This is a genomic window from Shewanella sp. TC10 (assembly GCF_009663145.1).
Lineage (GTDB): Bacteria > Pseudomonadota > Gammaproteobacteria > Enterobacterales > Shewanellaceae > Shewanella.
Window position 1 is genome coordinate 144875 of the sequence record NZ_VKHR01000001.1, and the last position, 17351, is coordinate 162225.

The 17351-nt window shown below is 41.6% G+C and carries 14 protein-coding genes; 6 read left to right on the forward strand and 8 right to left on the reverse strand.

All coding sequences use genetic code 11. From position 1 onward, the window contains the following. Positions 1-48: 48 nt before the first annotated feature. Positions 49-330, forward strand: a complete 282-nt coding sequence (locus FNZ24_RS00695) for a hypothetical protein (RefSeq protein ID WP_153912494.1) — start codon at positions 49-51, stop codon at positions 328-330. A gap of 51 nt (positions 331-381) precedes the next feature. Here FNZ24_RS00695 and FNZ24_RS00700 read toward each other — a convergent pair whose 3' ends face one another. From FNZ24_RS00700 to glnA, 6 genes are all read right to left on the reverse strand, one after another. Further along, on the reverse strand, positions 382-1275 hold the full coding sequence (locus FNZ24_RS00700; protein ID WP_153912495.1) for a hypothetical protein: 894 nt from the start codon (positions 1273-1275) through the stop codon (positions 382-384). A 56-nt stretch (positions 1276-1331) separates the two neighbouring features. Then, a complete protein-coding gene (locus FNZ24_RS21860; RefSeq protein ID WP_153912496.1) occupies positions 1332-1895 on the reverse strand; it encodes a type II secretion system protein in 564 nt (187 codons plus the stop codon). Positions 1896-2210: 315 nt separating this feature from the next. Continuing rightward, positions 2211-3800, reverse strand: coding sequence for a diguanylate cyclase domain-containing protein (locus FNZ24_RS00710; RefSeq protein ID WP_153912497.1), 1590 nt, complete (start codon positions 3798-3800; stop codon positions 2211-2213). Between the two features lie 339 nt (positions 3801-4139). Then, entirely contained in the window at positions 4140-5366 is a 1227-nt protein-coding gene (locus FNZ24_RS00715; RefSeq protein ID WP_153912498.1) for a dicarboxylate/amino acid:cation symporter, read from the reverse strand. A 102-nt stretch (positions 5367-5468) separates the two neighbouring features. Continuing rightward, positions 5469-7700, reverse strand: coding sequence for a carbohydrate-binding family V/XII (locus FNZ24_RS00720; protein WP_228768317.1), 2232 nt, complete (start codon positions 7698-7700; stop codon positions 5469-5471). Positions 7701-7896: 196 nt separating this feature from the next. Continuing rightward, positions 7897-9306 (reverse strand): glutamate--ammonia ligase, encoded by a 1410-nt coding sequence (gene glnA / locus FNZ24_RS00725; protein ID WP_153912499.1) that lies wholly within the window; start codon positions 9304-9306, stop codon positions 7897-7899. 471 nt (positions 9307-9777) lie between these two features. Between glnA and typA the strand changes: the two genes are divergently transcribed. The 5 genes from typA to glnG all read left to right on the forward strand — a co-directional run bounded on the left by typA (position 9778) and on the right by glnG (position 15418). Continuing rightward, positions 9778-11592: a translational GTPase TypA gene (gene typA, locus FNZ24_RS00730; protein ID WP_153912500.1), complete on the forward strand. Its 1815-nt coding sequence runs from the start codon at positions 9778-9780 to the stop codon at positions 11590-11592. A 218-nt stretch (positions 11593-11810) separates the two neighbouring features. Further along, on the forward strand, positions 11811-12122 hold the full coding sequence (locus FNZ24_RS00735; RefSeq protein WP_153912501.1) for a pyrimidine/purine nucleoside phosphorylase: 312 nt from the start codon (positions 11811-11813) through the stop codon (positions 12120-12122). 113 nt (positions 12123-12235) lie between these two features. Continuing rightward, the gene (locus FNZ24_RS00740) at positions 12236-12799 is read left to right on the forward strand and encodes a DUF4124 domain-containing protein (RefSeq protein ID WP_228768318.1); all 564 of its coding nucleotides are present in this window, start codon (positions 12236-12238) and stop codon (positions 12797-12799) included. 135 nt (positions 12800-12934) lie between these two features. Then, positions 12935-13972 carry a nitrogen regulation protein NR(II) gene (gene glnL, locus FNZ24_RS00745; protein ID WP_153912502.1) on the forward strand — a complete coding sequence of 346 codons (1038 nt, stop codon included), beginning with the start codon at positions 12935-12937 and terminating at the stop codon, positions 13970-13972. Between the two features lie 30 nt (positions 13973-14002). After that, positions 14003-15418, forward strand: coding sequence for a nitrogen regulation protein NR(I) (gene glnG, locus FNZ24_RS00750; RefSeq protein ID WP_153912503.1), 1416 nt, complete (start codon positions 14003-14005; stop codon positions 15416-15418). Between the two features lie 93 nt (positions 15419-15511). On the opposite strand, the gene FNZ24_RS00755 is transcribed toward glnG, so the two are convergent. After that, positions 15512-16090: an outer membrane protein gene (locus tag FNZ24_RS00755; RefSeq protein ID WP_153912504.1), complete on the reverse strand. Its 579-nt coding sequence runs from the start codon at positions 16088-16090 to the stop codon at positions 15512-15514. Between the two features lie 193 nt (positions 16091-16283). Beyond that, the coding region (locus FNZ24_RS00760; RefSeq protein ID WP_153912505.1) for a GntP family permease at positions 16284-17351 on the reverse strand (1068 nt) is incomplete at its 5' end.

The following is a 17351-nucleotide window of genomic DNA, read 5'->3' on the forward strand; positions in this document are numbered from 1 at the left end:
ACCGATTTATTTTGCAGCGTTTTTCCTACATAAAGATAGGGAGGTATTGTGCGGACCAGAGATAAAAGAAAAGGACCTGATGGCCTTCAAAAAATCTTCCTGTATTTGATATTACTCGAATGGTTTTTACTCATTTACACCACTACAACCATCAGTAGAATGACCTTTAGGCAAGGGCTATTAACCTTAGCTCTATTGCTAGGGTTTAATTTAATTCTAGGCAAACTGTGCACTAAAAGAGCGAAAAGAACCACTGACGGTTACATTATTTATCCAGTGATATGTGGTGGATTGTTATCTTTTTTATTGTTGGTTTATTTTATTTTTTAAGCGCTGTAATCCAGCGCCTAAAGTCATCATAATATTGCCTATCAAATGCGATTAATAACCCAATTTACATCTATTTTCACTCGATGAGCATGGCACAACAGAAGCACTGATCCCTGTCAGTGTTTCTTGGGTTTCAACCATAAATCCACTCAATTCAACAAGCTGTTTCATCTTGATAAAGTCATGACTTTGCTGCGACTCAAACTGAAACTTATCGCCTAATGTAAATAGTTTTTCCTGGCCTAAAACAAGGTGATTACTGTTAGCATCTTTAATCTGCAAAAACCTAAAATGTAACTGATTGTCCGTATCAATAAAATCGACTTCAGCATAGCTCTCTGAGCCGTCAGCAAAGGTAACAACAATTGGAGGAGATAAGTTTTTCAACGGCATATTAGCTTGAAGGCTTGCTAACTCACCTTGTTGCCAGTTTGTCTGAAATGCTGAATATTCATATTGGTATTCTTGTTGCCAATTAAACATCACCTTGCCGATAACATGACTACTCTCAATCAACTCCCAAGCCGTGTTAGCGACTTGAGGATCAACCTGTATATATTGGCTTTTAAAAAAGTCCATTTGATATAATGATTCAGCCAATAAAATGACCTGCTCGCGCGCAATATTAGTGACTTTCAATGACATTACCAATGAGCCATCTTCCATTTTACAGTAACCTTTAGTCGCAGACTTTCCATAGTCACTGCATACTTCCACTAGCAATTTTTTGACATCAAATTTGCGCACATCGAATTGATTAAAATTAATCACATTAACGACTTTTTGCTCTCTGTCTTTTAGGGCTGATAAAGCGGCTTGGCGGTATGCTTGATTTGAAGTGCAATGGTTACACTGGATGTTCACAACAGTATTAAATACATTTGCAGCAGCATGATGACTCAACAGCATCAAAAGCAAAACCAACGCTATGAACAATCGATTCATTGGGTAAAAATCCATTTTTACTGGGTTAATGTCAATTTAGGCTAAATAATCAAACGCTAACAACCGTCTAAGTCTCTTGCAACTATTGGTATTTCCCCAATAGCTTTTGGCTCTGAATATCGTATCTCGCAATCATTCACTGAGTAATCGGCTGCAGGTCTAATCCGTAAACCCGTTAGTGGGTTAATAGAAAACGAGGTAATTTCGAAGTCCTCTCCGTCCACAATATTAATTGCGCGAGCAATACCTGCTTCCGTCTGCCTTGGATAACCATAGGCTAATGTTATATTTTGTCCTTCAGCCTCAATAGTATTTCCGTTACCTGGTCCTTCAGTTTCATCACAATCAGCACTGAGCACGCAAGCCGCGTAGATTAAATCTTTTGCACTTCCAATCGCACCAGATACTCCTTGCATTTGTCCTGCGTAAGCATCTTCTTTTAACGAAATAAACTTAGGCGCTGCAATGACAGCCAGTACCGCCAAAATGATAATGACCACAACTAGCTCAATTAAGGTAAAACCACTTGAGAGATTTTTTGAGTTTTTAGCACAAAATGAAGCATTAGCATTGACGTAGTATTTCATATTAACCGTAGCGTCTGTTTTTCTTGCAAGCATAGTCTTTCCTTACAACACCAGAATTTTATCTTATCCATATTGCTAACTAGGGCCTGTTGATCTTTGCTGGTTAAGTTTTGTTCGAAATAAAAGCGTTTTAATCGAGGCGAATGAATTGATGCCTAGTCATCTAAGCACCTTTTATTCACAAAGATGCATTCAACAAAGGGTAAAACGCTTTTAGTCGAACCCTTCGGGCAGCGTTTGTTGGTCATTTTTACTGCGTTATCGACTTTTTATGTAGAATAACTACACCACAAAGTCTCTGCCTTGTACAAATGACCAACAATTCGCTGCAAAAACAACCTCGAAAGATCAACAGGCCCTAGCAACCGTCACTTGATTTTTACCTTGGTGCTTAGCTTGGTACATGGCGGTATCTGCACGATGAATTAAACTGTCGGTATCTTTATCTGTGCCATTAGACAATGCCAAACCAATACAAGCACTGATAGCAATGACTTTATCTTCAATAATCACAGGTTGCGAAAACAATTGCAGTAACTTTTCTGCAGCGCATTCAGCAGCTGAAATCGAATCCATGTTTGGCATCAAAACAATGAACTCATCACCACCGTATCTCGCTAAAATATCATGAATAAATAAGTGTTTATTGACCTTATCTGCGAGTGCTTTTAGTAACTCATCACCGATGCGATGACCATGCTGATCGTTTACGCCTTTAAAGCTATCTAAATCAATAAACAGTAATGAAAAGTGCTTGTTCTGTTGTAATAATTCAGCAATTTTAAACCGAATAGCAACTCGATTTGCCAAACCAGTCACAGCATCATGATTAGCCAAGTGCAGCGCTTTCGCTTGAGCTTCTGCTAAGTCAGCAGTGCGGTCAGCAACCCTGACCTCTAACTCTTCACGGCCGTTAATTATCTCTAATGACATTTGCCTAAAGCTATCAAATAACTTGGCAAATTCAGCGGTATGGAATCCGCGAGGATGACGTTGAATCCCCTTAGCACTGACATCTGTAATATCTCGAGTTTTCGCAGTCAAAATATCAATTGGGCGAGTGATGAGACCAACGATCCACCAACTAAAAATACTGCATACTATCAGCGACACGAGTGCCACTAATAAGGTAAATTTGATAACAATAAATGCACTCTGATCTAACTCGATTAAGGGTTGTGGGATCATTACGCCCCAACCAGTGATTGGTACCACATCAAAGCCTGCAATCATGTCAGCTTTTACCGCTGGTGAATAAAACTGACTAACTCCACTTTCCCCATTCATCATCTGCTGCACAATGCTCACTTTACTGATGTTTTTAGCCTCGGCTTGCCACTGCCTATTAGGGTGAGCTAATACATTACCTTGCTTATCAACTATGGCTGCATGACCTTTATTGCCAAAGATAACTGCAGATTGTAATTGCTCAATATACGTCGCATTCATCGTGGCCAACCAAATTCGCATATCTGCTGTTTGGCGGATCATATACAAGGTTGGCTGTTTAACCCCATTCTTATGAATAGGCGTAAAATGTGCTTGAGATAAATCCGACAATTCAAATGGGTTAGCTGGGTCTGTCAAACTTAACGGTTGAGACTGCGCTTCACCATACACGACCGCTTCACGTTGACCTTGCTGATTAAATACACCGATAGACACAACATCAATGGTATTAAGTAAGGTAAACATATCCTTAGCAACACCTTGGTTATTATTAATATTAGTCACAGTCGTGAATATTGCCAGTGCATCCATGGCATAACGATTCAATGCTTTAGTGATATTTTGGGCAAGTAACAAATGCTTGTCATGCACCATGTTGTATTCGTTTTCGAGGGCTGAATTAGCAGACCACAATGAAATTGTTGTAATAGGGATAAGTGACGTTAGTATCATCACCAAAAATAATAAATGGCGAAAAGGTAATTTCATCGAGATTCCATGCTCAGGTTATCTTATCAATGCGTCTAATGATGACGTTTCAATTGTTTTATCACGCGGCATGATCACTACTAATGCCTACCATTTTAACCTGCAAATAATTGTTACAAATTAAGGGGCGCATTGTTACATACGCTCAAAGAGTGTTCAACCATAAGCTTACAAATCTGAATAGTTACTCTAAAACACATATTGAGGCTAAGTTAATTATGAAATCTTCAAAAATTAATGCCTTAATGAAAAACACTGCAGCCAAATCGTTGCAGTGCTGATCCAACACAAGATGAGAGTGATAATTAATGATGCCAAACCATCAATTAAATGATGGGATTAGCTCTGTGAATCAGTGGAATTGGATTCAGATTGGTAGTGTTTACCATTGATACGCTCAATAATTTGGGTTGCCGTTAAATCATGCACCACATTAATCACTGTTGATGCCGCATCTGTTATTGCGCCTAGTACCACTAAAATTGGGATCACCTCTAAAGGTAATCCTAAAGTGGTGACAATGAATATCTCACCAAGAAACGCTCCCCCAGGCACTCCGCCAATCACAAATGCCGATAAAACTGAAATCAATATTGTTAGCATGAACACATCACTGGTAAATTCCATTCCTAATAGCGAGTAGATAAACACTATTTTCAAAGCGGTAATCATCGCTGCACCGCCTTTATTAAGATTCACTAATAATGGCAAGCTAATTTCGGCAATTTGTTCATTTAAGCCCATTTTGCCTGCACTTCTGATATTGACAGGCAAGGTCGCTAAAGACGAACTAGTACCTAATGCTGTGACAGCGGGCTCAAGCATATTCTGCCAAAAACGTTTAACGCCACTGAAACCTCCGCCGACCCAAGCGTATAGGGTTGAACCCAAAGTTAGGTAAATTAGGGTTGCGACTAAAAATAGCCCAACAGCCCTTGCAAACGTACCCATTAATTCTGCATCTTGGCTTGCCATAGTGGCGGCAAAATAAGCTCCTAAACCTAATGGAGCGAGATACATTAATATCGCAATAATCTTCATGATGACGGTATTTAAGCTATCTAGCAGCGCAGATACTTTTAAACCATCTTCACCCGACTGACCAATAGCAATGCCGCTAATAACCGACATGATGATCAGCGCTAAAATATTCGATTTTGATAGCAACCCAACAAAGTCATTAGTAGTGAGTAAACTCACAAAGTCCATGCTGCCAGCAGTTTCGACCGTTTCGCTCAGTTCCAGCGTGACGCCTTGAGCTGGATCGTATGCAAGTGCCAATAAGACAATGCCGATGGCAGGAATCATCGCCATGACCACTGACACCCCCATTATCGATGCGAGAATTGAGCCTAGTTTTTTTAAATCTGTCATTCTCGCAATGGATGCCATCACACTTACTGCCACTAAAGGCACGATAATCATAAACAATAGATTCAGGAAAATTTGCCCTATAGGTTTCAACTTAATGGCAAATTCGGGCAATACAAACCCAAGTAACCCGCCAAGCAGTAAAGCAGATAATAAAATGATTGAAGATCGATAAGCTTGAAGGGCATTCCACATAAATTAGGTCCATTTAAAGGTTGTGCTGCTAGATATTGCACTTAATAGTCAGAATAATAAAAAAGCCTGCAACTTGCAGGCTTTATATACTATAGCACCAGTTTAACGATGGCCGCGTCCTCGCCCTTCTCTTGCCATACCTGATTGACGGGCTTGACGAGAGCGATTCAAGCTTTGATGATCAAACCCTCCACTTGGACGACTACGATTGATTGAGTTATTCATATTCGATGGACGTGAAGAAGGCATCGTTGACGGCCTTGACGAAGGTAACGTCGACGGACGAGTGGATGGCAACGTGCTAGGTTTACTGATGTTACTAGGTTTACTGATATTCGTGGGCTTGCTCAAGTCCCGAGTAGCAGGAGCCGTATTCCACTTGCCATCGCTGCGGTTCTCCCACTTACCTTGATTATCACGAGCCACATTACCGTGTTTATCAGCAAACACATCATTACTGCGGTTCTTATTGTAAGTGGCTTTTTTCAAGTTCTTATTGGCGACAGCAGGGCTCGCTAAACGATCCCGAGTGGCTGGGCGGTTATACAAATTATTCTGCTTACCAATTCTATTACCATTAATATTGGTAGAATTGATTCGATTAGACACCTTAGTTCTATTACCCACACTAATACTGTTACCAATATTAATATTGCCTGTATTAATCACCACAGGGCGACGGTATCCACCACCATAATAGCCACTGCAGCATCGATATGGACGGTGATAGCCGTAGCCACCTCCCCAAACAACACCAGCACGGAAAAATCCATTACTCCAGCTCACGCCCACATTCCAGCCAGTCCAAGGGTTATAGCCTACATGTAAGCCCCAGGTCGGTGGACGAGGATAATAGTAACGCCCCCAATATGGCGGGTAATACCAACCCGTACCGTAAATAGGCACGCCATAATATGGATAAGACCACATATAGCCTGGGGTATAACCTACATAGACCACTTCCGGAGTTGAGTCATAAACTTGTACGTAAGTGGTGTTATAGACAGGTGAACTTGCCGGGATTTTTGCAATTTCTTCATTCGGAATATCATCAGCAACAATCCAAGGGCCTTTTGCTGATGCAGATGTAAACCACACCCCATTGTCGACGGCGTAATAGACTTTGTTGATCAATAAAACTTGGGTTGAAGTGTTAACAGCGTAAGAAACTGAAGTGCCTGTTACCGCCTCAAATTTAGGCTCGCCATCATATTCCACCTCAAGTTTGGCTTCGTCACGTTTAATCGCTGCTGTTTGCGGAATTTGCGCATCTAGCATGGCTTGATTTGCTTCATCAGTGCCCGCTACTGACACTCTTAAACCACCGATATCTGATTCTGGCGGAATATCTTTGAAGCTTTCAGGTAATTTATCCCCGCGCACAAATGCCCACGGCCCAGCTTGTTTTTTTGATTTAAACCAGCGACCTGACAGTAATACATACATATCACCTGATGATGTTTCGCGGATCCAAGCTGTCTCGGTATTACTTACATAAAGTAGCTTGCCATCAATTAAACTTTGCCAATTGGGCGAGCCATCAGTTGCTATCAATTCCGTAGGGGTATCAGAGGTAATGATATGCGGCGCATTGGCAGTGCTTTTAGCGGGTTCATCCTCCTCGGTATTCACCATGCTGACCAAATCTTCAGGAGGATACAATGTGACTTGCCATGGCCCCATAGGATCTTCAGCGACATACCAATATGTGCCACTACTTAAATAGAGTTTTTTCGACTGGGTGTCACGGGCAACCGCAAAAGGGGTATTGAGAATGCGTTCATAAGGGCTATTTTCGATTTCCCTAAATTGTGGCTCACCATCGTAAGACAGCAAAACACTCAAGGTAGAACTGAAGATAATCTCAGGCGCATCATTATTTATATTATCTAAGCTGCGTTTTTCTTGCTCAGCCGTTTCTAAGCTGGCTGACAATCGCTCCATTGAGATTTCAAAGCTTGTAGTGGCTAATGCCTCTGAAACGGTATCGGTAAAGGTCTGTTGATCTTCTTCTGTTGAAGATGGCCAGCGCACTTCAGTCACCTGAATATTACGCACCGTTGTTACATCGTCAGTGGTATCAATTCGGGCACTAAACCAAAATGCACCAAATACGGGATCTGGTTGATTTTTTACCTCAAATGACATCGCTGCACGACTTTGTAATACATTACCGTTAAGGGATTCTGGCTGTGGTTGGTAAACCACTAACGTGCCGAGTTTAGTATCAACTTCTTGTGGCCACTCAAGCGCCTGTGCAAAAAAAGGCAGCAACCAAAGCATCAAAATTCCAAAAGCTAACCTGAATAACGAACTCGGTAATCTTACTTTCATAACAATTCCTTAGCTGCTGCTTATCTATACACTATAGATAGCACAGTTGAACAAAGTTTAAACTAATATGACGAGGTTATTTACATTTAGCTATTATAAACGACCAATAAAAAAGCCCTTACTGAAACCAGTAAGGGCTTTTTCGTTAACGGCAGCTGAGTTTAATCAAACTGCATCTGCGTTAAACAACTTCTACTTATAGAGAGTAGTAAAGTTGGAATTCCATTGGGTGAGTAGTACGAGATACTTGCTCACACTCTTCAGACTTAAGTGCAATGTAAGATTCAATAAAGTCTTTACTGAATACATCACCTTTAGTTAAGAATTCGTGGTCAGCTGCTAAGTTCTCTAGTGCATTCTCTAGAGACGTTGCAACTTGTGGGATCTCAGCCGCTTCTTCAGCAGGTAGGTCATATAGATCTTTATCCATTGCTTCACCTGGGTGAATCTTGTTTTGGATACCGTCAAGGCCAGCCATTAGCAATGCAGAGAATGCTAAGTATGGGTTAGCGGTTGGATCTGGGAAACGTGTTTCGATACGACGTGCTTTAGGGCTTGGTACCACTGGGATACGGATTGAAGCACTACGGTTACGCGCTGAGTAAGCTAGCATTACAGGCGCTTCGAAATGAGGAACAAGACGCTTGTAAGAGTTAGTGCTTGGGTTAGTGAATGCGTTCAATGCACGAGCGTGCTTGATGATACCACCAATGTAGTAAAGAGCGAGTTCACTTAAACCAGCGTACTTGTCGCCAGAGAATAAGTTAACACCGTCTTTAGCTAAAGATTGGTGAACGTGCATACCACTACCATTATCACCAACAATTGGCTTAGGCATGAATGTCGCTGTTTTACCGTATGCATGAGCAGTGTTATGAACCACATACTTCATGATTTGGATTTCATCAGCTTTGTTTGAAAGCGTGTTGAAACGTGTAGCAATTTCGTTTTGACCAGCAGTAGCAACTTCGTGGTGATGCGCTTCAACCACTTGACCTAATTCTTCAAGAATTAGACACATTGCACTACGAATATCTTGTGATGAATCAACTGGTGCAACTGGGAAGTAACCACCTTTAACGAATGGACGGTGACCTGTGTTGCCGTCTTCGTAGCTAGTACCTGAGTTCCATGCAGCTTCTTTCGCATCAACTTTAACGAAAGTACCTGACATGTCAGTACCAAACTTAACGTCATCAAATAAGAAGAACTCTGGCTCTGGACCAATTAATACTGTGTCAGCAATACCAGTAGACTTTAGGTACTCTTCAGCTTTCTTAGCAATTGAACGTGGGTCACGTTCGTAACCAGTCATTGTAGCTGGCTCTAAAATGTCACAACGAATAAGACCAGTTACTTCTTCAGTGAAAGGATCTAATAAGAAAGAAGAAGGGTCTGGCATTAATACCATGTCAGATTCGTTGATGCCTTTCCAACCGTTGATAGATGAGCCATCGAACATTTTGCCATCTTCAAAAAAGTCTTCGTTCACTTGATGAGAAGGAATAGAGACGTGCTGCTCTTTACCTTTAGTGTCTGTAAAACGTAAATCTACAAACTTAACTTCTAGTTCTTCAATTTGTTTTAGGATTGATTCAACTGACATTCTTAAGCCTCCGGTAGGGTAAAGGGTTGTCCCTTAATGTAATCTTGTTATTCGTCAGATGTAATATCTGCTGTTCGAATTTGTTCAGTTAAAAGCGAATTCCATGCCAGAAAGATAAGTCACTGATTTTTATTCCAATAAAAATATCTTAGTTTCATACAACGCCAATAACGCACAACTTCGGTGCACCAATATGCGCACTAATGGTGCAAAAGTCCATTTCAGTGCAATCGTATTGCGTGCTTAATTGATCTAGTTCATTAAAGCGTCACTTTATTGCGGCATTATGATCCTTTTTGATTTTTATCTTCTATCTTTAAGGTTTAAATTTTTACAAAAAAACAAGTGTTCAAAAATAATCCTATCTACTCAGGCCTTGGTGGAGTAGAATGGCACGCTTTTTTATAGTGGCTATACTTATTAGCCCCTATAAACTCCTATTTTTTATTTGATGGTATAGAGGTTTTATCCGTGTTAGAGAATTTACGTAACATCGCCATTATTGCTCACGTTGACCATGGCAAAACGACCTTGGTAGACAAGCTATTGGCTCAGTCAGGCACCCTTGAAAGTCGAGGCGAAGCCGCAGAACGTGTAATGGATTCTAACGATCTTGAAAAAGAACGTGGTATCACCATTCTGGCTAAGAATACTGCCATCAAATGGAACGACTACCGTATTAACATCGTAGACACTCCTGGTCACGCCGATTTCGGTGGTGAAGTAGAGCGTGTTCTATCTATGGTAGATTCTGTTTTATTATTAGTAGACGCAGTTGATGGCCCAATGCCACAAACTCGCTTCGTAACTAAAAAAGCATTCGCACAGGGCCTTAAGCCAATCGTTGTTATCAACAAGATTGACCGTCCTGGTGCTCGTCCTGATTGGGTTATTGACCAAGTATTCGATTTATTCGACAACTTAGGTGCTACTGACGAACAGTTAGATTTCCCTATCGTTTACGCTTCTGCATTAAATGGTTTCGCGACATTAGATCCTGATGAAACAAGCGAAGACATGACACCACTTTTCCAAGCTATCGTTGAGAAAGTATCTTCTCCTGACGCTGATGCGGAAGGTGAATTCCAAATGCAAATTTCTCAAATCGATTACAACTCATATGTAGGTGTTATCGGTATTGGCCGTATTAAGCGTGGTAGCATCAAAACTAACCAACAAGTAACTATTGTTGGCGCTGATGGCAAAAAACGTAACGGTAAAATGGGCCAAGTATTAGGTTACATGGGTCTTGACCGTCACGAAGTAGAAGAAGCTAACGCGGGCGATATCATTGCGATTACCGGTTTAGGCGAGCTTAAGATTTCTGACACTATCTGTGCACCAACTGCTGTTGAAGCACTGCCTGCGTTAACTGTTGATGAACCAACGCTAACCATGACTTTCCAAGTAAACACTTCACCGTTTGCTGGTAAAGAAGGTAAGTATGTTACTTCACGTAATATCCTAGAACGTCTAGAACAAGAGTTAATTCATAACGTTGCATTACGTGTTGAAGAAACTGAATCTCCAGATCGTTTCCGTGTTTCAGGCCGTGGTGAATTACACTTAGGTATCTTGATTGAAAACATGCGTCGTGAAGGTTACGAGTTAGCTGTATCACGTCCAGAAGTTATCGAAAAAGAAATCGATGGCGAAATGTGTGAGCCATACGAAACACTAACTGTTGATGTTGAAGAAGAGCATCAAGGTAGTGTTATCGAGAAGCTTGGTACTCGTAAGGGTGACATGCGCGACATGCAGCTAGATGGTAAGGGTCGTGTACGTATCGATTTCGTTATTCCTAGCCGTGGTTTAATCGGTTTCCAAACTGAATTCATGACTGCTACATCAGGTACTGGTCTTATTTACCATTCATTCGACCATTACGGTCCAGTGAAAGGTGGCGATATTGGTCAACGTGCTCGTGGCGTATTGATTTCTAACGCAACTGGTAAAGCACTGACATTCGCATTGTTTAACCTTCAAGAACGTGGTCGCCTATTTATTGGTCACGCTGCTGAAGTTTACGAAGGTCAAGTAGTAGGTTTACACGCTCGTGCAAATGACTTAACAGTTAACTGTCTGAAAGGTAAGCAACTTACTAACATGCGTGCATCAGGTACTGATGAAGCACAAGTACTAACTCCGCATATCGAAATGACACTTGAGCAAGCGCTTGAGTTCATCGATGATGACGAATTAGTAGAAGTAACACCTGAGAACATTCGTGTTCGTAAGCGTTACTTAACTGAAAACGAGCGTAAGCGTCACAACCGTGGTTCTTAATCGTTATTAATCATATTAAATGATTCAAAAAACCCGCTAAGGCGGGTTTTTTATTGCCTATAACTTACTCATTCTCAAAATTAAAGCGTCATATTCATCAAGTTTATTTTTCTATCTAACCTATAACGTTTCATTATTTTATATTCAAGTTAAATGCATTTATATTCATTAACATATAACCTTATTTAAATTTGAGCCTATCCAACAGGAGAGCAGTAATGAGCGTAATTAATCAGGTCAATGTGGCCACACAAGCCAATGTTTATTTTGATGGCAAAGTCATCAGCCGCACCATTCATTTCACTGATGGCAGTCATCAAACCTTAGGCGTCGTATTGCCTGGAGAGTATGATTTCGATACCACACAAGCAGAAATCATGAATATTACCGCAGGTAAATTTGAGGTTTTATTGCCAGAAGCCACTGAATGGAAAACCATTGCCGCAGGAAATCTATTTGAGCTAGACGCCAATGTTAACTTTAAGATCCGTACATCTGAAGTGAGTGAATATCGCTGCCAGTACAAGTAATTAGCTGATATTTATGTCTGTAATGAACTAAAGCGGTCCACTAGTAATTGCTGATTTTTTGTTAAAAAGAGGCTAGTATTAAACTGAATAAAGCTAAGGTGAAGGAACCTCCAATGCGCTCGACTCTAATGACCAGTTTAATGACTAGCCTAATTATCAGCCTGATTTTATCTAGTATGGCTATCTCAAACAGCCATGCAACCGTTTATCGTTGGGTCGATGAAAACGGTAAAGTCCATTATAGTGACGAGCCCAAAGAGAACGCTGAAGCTGTTGATTTAAGTGCAAACACTCAAAATAATATTTCAGTCAGTATTCCGACTGAAACTGAAGTGATGAAAAAAAGCGCTGAGCCTATCACCTATCGCGTGCGCATTGTTAACCCAACTCAAGAAGAAACCATCCGTAATAACCAAGGTAATTTCACTGTTGTGGCCAGCGCCGCACCTGAATTACCAAAAGGTTACCTGCTTGCTTTATATATTGACGACATCCTTTATGGTCAACCTCAACCCAGTGCAATATTTAATGTCACCGAAGTGAATCGCGGCGAACATAATTTAGTGGTTAAAATTTTGACCCAAAACGGCAAAGTCCTTGCATCTAGTTCTGCTAGAAAGATATTTCTACATCAGGCATCGATTCTAAATAAGACTAGACCAACACCTAGAACTTAATAAATAATATATTATTCATATAGATAGTATTATTTAGTTCAAAAATTTGTGATTTGATTGTCGATGTAGAATAAGTTGCACAACGCACCAAATCGGTGCAACATGATGGTGCAACCTCATAATGCAGGACAATTGATGGACACAAATAATCTGCTGAATCATTTAGTTACCGCAGTTTTCGTTATTGATAGCGAATTACGGCCTCGTTACGCCAATGCTGCAGCAGAACAACTGCTTGGTGTTGGTGCAAACAAGCTACTTGAACAGCGCCTCCCAGAGCTTTATCAGTTTATGGGGGTTGAAAATCAATTACTTATTGATTCAGTCAATGCCAACCAAGGCATTACTGTCAATACTGCTGCGCTCATAACGTTAGATGGCGTGCACCATATTATTGATATCACCCTAAGCCCTATGGAAAGCGAAGATAACTTAAGCTTATTAGAGCTTCGACAGGTGGATCAACAACACCGGATTCATCAGCAACTTAATCTCGATGCACAACAACAAGCTGCACAGTTTTTAGTACGTAACCTTGCCCATGAAATTAAAAACCCTTTAGGGGGGCTTCGTGGTGCTGCCCAACTACTTTCACGAGAACTCGCTGAACCTGAATTAAAAGAATTTACCGATCTCATCATTGAGCAAGCTGATAGATTACGCAACTTGGTCGATAAGTTATTAGGACCACAGCGTCCCACTCAGCACACTGAGCACAACATCCACCAAGTGGTACAAAAAGTATTAAAATTGATTGAGTTAACCTTACCCGAAAAGGTCACTCTTTCTCGCGATTACGACCCTTCCATTCCTGATATGAGTATGGATGCCGACCAACTGCAACAAGCCGTGCTTAATATTGTCCAGAATGCAATTCAAGCTTTAGAGCAGGACGGGGGAGAAATTTTAATTCGAACTCGAACTCAACATCAGGTCACTATTGGCACTCAAAGGTTCAAGTTAGTGCTAGCGTTATCCATTATTGATAACGGTCCTGGGATCCCTGCCGAGTTGTTGGATACTCTGTTTTACCCGATGGTGACAGGACGTGAGGAAGGATCAGGTTTAGGGCTTTCAATCGCACACAATATCGCTCGATTACACGGAGGTCGAATCGATTGCGTATCGGCGCCAGGACACACAGAATTTACTATTATCCTGCCATTACAATAACATGCCATTGATGGCTATAGAGGAAGTAACATGAGTATAAGCGAACAAGTTTGGATCCTCGATGACGACAGCTCAATTCGCTGGGTATTAGAAAGAGCCCTACTTGGGGCTAAAATTTCTACTGCCAGTTTTGCTGCCGCAGAGTCACTGTGGCAAGCATTAGAAATCTCGCAACCCATTGTGATTGTGTCAGATATTCGTATGCCAGGTACAGATGGGCTTACCCTGCTTGATCGCTTACAAATGCATTACCCGCACATTCCTGTGATCATCATGACTGCGCATTCAGATTTAGACAGTGCCGTTAGCGCCTACCAAGCTGGCGCATTTGAGTATTTGCCCAAACCGTTTGATATCGATGAAGCCATTGCTTTAGTTGAGCGTGCACTAACCCATGCAACAGAACAAGTTCCTGCACCAAGTGCAGAACCAGAAGTGGTTAAAACACCTGAAATTATTGGTGAAGCGCCATCCATGCAGGAAGTGTTTAGAGCCATTGGCCGCCTTTCTCGCTCATCGATTAGTGTGCTCATTAATGGACAATCAGGTACAGGTAAAGAACTCGTCGCTGGCGCGCTGCACAAGCATAGCCCGCGAAAAGACAGCCCATTTATCGCACTTAACATGGCTGCGATTCCTAAAGATCTTATCGAGTCAGAATTATTTGGCCACGAAAAAGGCGCCTTTACTGGCGCGGCTAATGTTCGCCAAGGCCGCTTTGAGCAAGCCAATGGTGGGACCTTATTTTTAGATGAGATCGGTGATATGCCTCTTGATGTGCAAACTCGTTTATTACGAGTGCTTGCTGATGGGCAATTTTATCGTGTTGGTGGTCATATTGCAGTGCAGGTCGATGTTCGGATCATTGCCGCAACTCACCAAGATTTAGAGTTACTCGTGCAAAAAGGTGACTTCCGTGAAGATTTATTCCATCGTCTCAATGTTATTCGAGTTCATCTACCACCATTATCCCAGCGCCGTGAAGACATTGCTCAACTAGCAACACACTTCCTCGTCTCTGCAGCTAAAGAAATTGGTGTTGAACCTAAAGTACTCACCAAAGAAACCGCAACCAAGTTAGAACAATTGCCATGGCCAGGTAACGTCAGGCAACTTGAAAACACTTGTCGTTGGTTAACTGTAATGGCTTCTGGCCAAGAAATTCTGCCTCAAGATTTGCCGACAGAGTTATTAAAAGATCCTGTCAGTGCTGGCGAAAGAGTCAATGGTGTATCAGATTGGCAAGTGGCGTTAACCCAATGGATAGATGAAAAATTAGCTGCTGGCGAAAGTGACTTACTCACCGAAGTTCAACCAGCCTTTGAGCGGATATTATTAAAAACAGCGCTTAAGCATACTCAAGGCCATAAACAAGAAGCAGCAAAACGCTTAGGTTGGGGGCGAAACACCTTAACGCGTAAATTAAAAGAATTAGAAATGGATTAATTTACGGCAACCGTTAAAACAGAAAAAGGATAGCGAGAGCTATCCTTTTTATTTTCACTCGCTTTATCTTATTTTTGTTAAAGAGCGCCAAGCTTAAAACTGGTAATGCAGCCCTAATGCTAACTGCGAAGTGTCAGCATCAATATCTAGCAATTCAGAACGATCGGAATCTAAATCACCACTGGCATAATCATAACTTAAACGTAAACGCAGAGATTCGGAAACGGCGGCAGTTATACCAACACCGTAAAGCACATTAACACCACTCCAATCGGCAGTATCAAAGCCTTCGTCATAATCGTAATCAGGATCAACTTCGAGTGCGCGAATCGCTAAGCCCACTTTACCGAAAACAGAAAAAGTGTCATTGATAGCCCAAGTAAATTTCGGCGCTGCTGAAAACACGGCTAGACCAAGATCAACACGACCATCTTGTAGATCATTTGTCAGCACCCACTTTCCTTCAATGCCAAACCAATGATTGAAATTATAACCACCATAAGCGCCAAAACCTGCACCTGAATCGTCAAAACTGCCGACATCCAGTTGCACATTACTCAGTTCACCACCCACATACCAACCTGTATCGCGGGCCTTTTGCTCTTCGGCTGCGGCATTAAAAGATAAACCAACCATTAATATTGCACTTGCTACTACAGATAAACGTTTCATCATCATTCCTTAATAATTTTATCAGCGCAGGCAGCATAGCAGAAAGAACCGTCTAATCAATCACTTGAAATGTAGGTATTTGTTCAAAAATGTGTCAATAACAATAAGCTAATAAAAAAGGAGCATTGCTGCTCCTTCCTATCATTATCTAATCGATTAATACTGGCTTAACGATTTAAAAGCCTGAAGCAGACTAAATAATCATGCTCAGTACGCCCACAATAATAAAGGCGATAGTCCCAAGTAATGTCTCCATCACGGTCCAGGTCTTTAAAGTGGTTTTCTCATCCATTTCCATCAAACGACCCACTAGCCAAAAGCCCGAATCATTGAAATGAGATAACACTGTCGAACCACCGGCAATCGCAATCACGATAAAGCATAAATCAAATTGAGTTAGTCCTGAGGTTGCTGCCACCATTGGTGCAATCAAGGCTGCTGTAGTGGTTAAAGCAACGGTTGCAGAACCTTGCGCTACACGTAAACACGTTGCAATGACAAACGCTGCGACAATAAGAGGCATCCCTGTATTTTCTAAAGCACCTGCCAGCGCTTCACCAATACCGCTGGCACGTAAAACGCCACCAAACATGCCACCAGCACCTGTAACCAAAATAGCGCCACAAATAGGTGCTAACGAATCACCACAAAGTTTTTCAAGATGCTTCATCCCATAGTCTTTGGCAAACACAGCAAGACAAACTAACAAGGTTATTAGCAATGCAATGGGGGTTTTACCTAGCATTCGTAGGCTTTCAACCCAAGTGGCACTGCCATCTATCACGCCAGCAACACTCAAGGTGTTTAAGCCTGTATCTAGGAAGATCAGCAATACTGGCAACAGTAAGATCATTAATACAGTAATGAACTTAGGCTTTTTAGCAGGGTCAATCACGGTCTCAGAACTTAAGAAGACCTTAGATAGAGGAATATCAAACTTCTTGCCTGCATATAAGCCAAACAAATAAGCCCCTATATACCAGGTTGGGATCGCCACTAAAATACCAATCATTAGTAGCATGCCTATGTTCGCCCCAAGCAAATCAGCTGCGGCAACAGGTCCAGGGTGTGGCGGCACAAAAGCATGCATAACAGCGAATGCACCTGCAGATGGCAGTGCGTATTTTAATGGTGAGCCGCCAAAGCGTTTGGCCACACTGAATATAATCGGCATCATCACAATTAGGCCCGCATCAAAAAAGATCGGGAAACCAAATAGCAATGATGCAATACCCAATGCCAGTGGCGCTTTTTCWGCGAA